The organism is Mesorhizobium sp. M7D.F.Ca.US.004.03.1.1 (assembly GCF_003998635.1).
GTDB classification, from domain to species: Bacteria; Pseudomonadota; Alphaproteobacteria; order Rhizobiales; family Rhizobiaceae; genus Mesorhizobium; species Mesorhizobium loti.
Map to the genome: position 1 here is coordinate 1 of NZ_RZQG01001375.1, position 1,115 is coordinate 1,115.

Sequence of the window (1,115 nt, forward strand, 5' to 3'; positions counted from 1 at the left end):
GTTCGGCGAGCTGACGCAGGACCGTCAGATCGCTTTTTCGAGGGCCTTTTCCAGCTTCGTGTATTCCTCAGGCGGCAGCGCCAGTGCGGGCGGGTGCATAAGGTCGTTTTCAATGTGTCCGAGGATCTTCAGGCAGGCTTTTAGCCGGGCCGTCGCGCGAAACGCCGGAGCTTCGCGATAGATGGCAGTCGCGAGCGGATAGAGTCGCCGATGCAAGGCGATCGCCGCCGGCCAGTCACCGCGCTGGGCCGTATCCCACAGGTCCACCACCAATTCCGGCACTATGGCCGCCAGACTGACCTGACTGCCCTCGGTACCGATGAGATAGGCCACAAGCAGGTGCTCATCGCCAGATCCCAGCACCGCCACATCGGGTCGAACTGCCTTGGCGGCGAGGCGATTCGCCTCATAGGTCGCGATCTCCCAACTGCCTTCCTTGATGCCAGCCACAGACGGCAGCGCCACGAGTTGCTGCAGCGTTGCGAGCGGATATGGCATGGCGGCCGCCGTTACGGGGGCTTGGTAGATCAAAACAGGAAGCGATGTCGCCGCCGCGATCGACTTGTGGTGCTCGACCACGATATCCGGCCGTTGACCGAGCGCCCAGAAATTGGGGGGGAATACCAGTATGGCATCGGCGCCCGCCTCCTCGGCGTCGCGGGCATGCAGCGCCGCGGTCGCGGTGTCCTCGCTGTAGACGCCCGCCGTCAGGAACCGGTGCTGGCCCAAGAGCTCACGTGCAATGACCACAACGGTGCGCTTGTCTTCGCGTGTCAGCTGAGCGTTCTCGCCCGCATGACCGTTGACCAGCAGACCGCGTATTCCGGGAATTGCCAAGACATGCGCGAGATGACTGCTGATCGATCGTTCATCCAGGGCGAACACCGTCGTCAACGGGCAGACCGTCGAGGCATGGATGCCACCGAGCATTTCCAGCACCCGAGATCGATCCCTGTTTCCTGGTCGAAAGCTCATCAAAAACTCCTGTTGACTGCGCCGGAGGCACACCAAGCGCTCGAGCAGGGACCATATGCGAAGGCATGATCGTATACAATCTTTAGACGATTGATATTTTTTTGGTAGACACTTTTGGAAAGAATGCTACCGTATTGGTG

General features: G+C 60.6%; 1 protein-coding gene. It reads right to left on the reverse strand.

Annotation, left to right across the window (positions count from 1 at the left end):
- Positions 1 to 24: 24 nt before the first annotated feature.
- On the reverse strand, positions 25 to 930 hold the full coding sequence (locus EN935_RS37200) for a dihydrodipicolinate synthase family protein (RefSeq protein WP_245489156.1): 906 nt from the start codon (positions 928 to 930) through the stop codon (positions 25 to 27).
- Positions 931 to 1,115: the final 185 nt, after the last annotated feature.

Excerpts from the sequence above, each read along its gene's own strand:
- EN935_RS37200 (WP_245489156.1), bottom strand. The coding sequence starts at position 930 with ATGCTCGGTGGCATCCATGCCTCGACGGTCTGCCCGTTGACGACGGTG.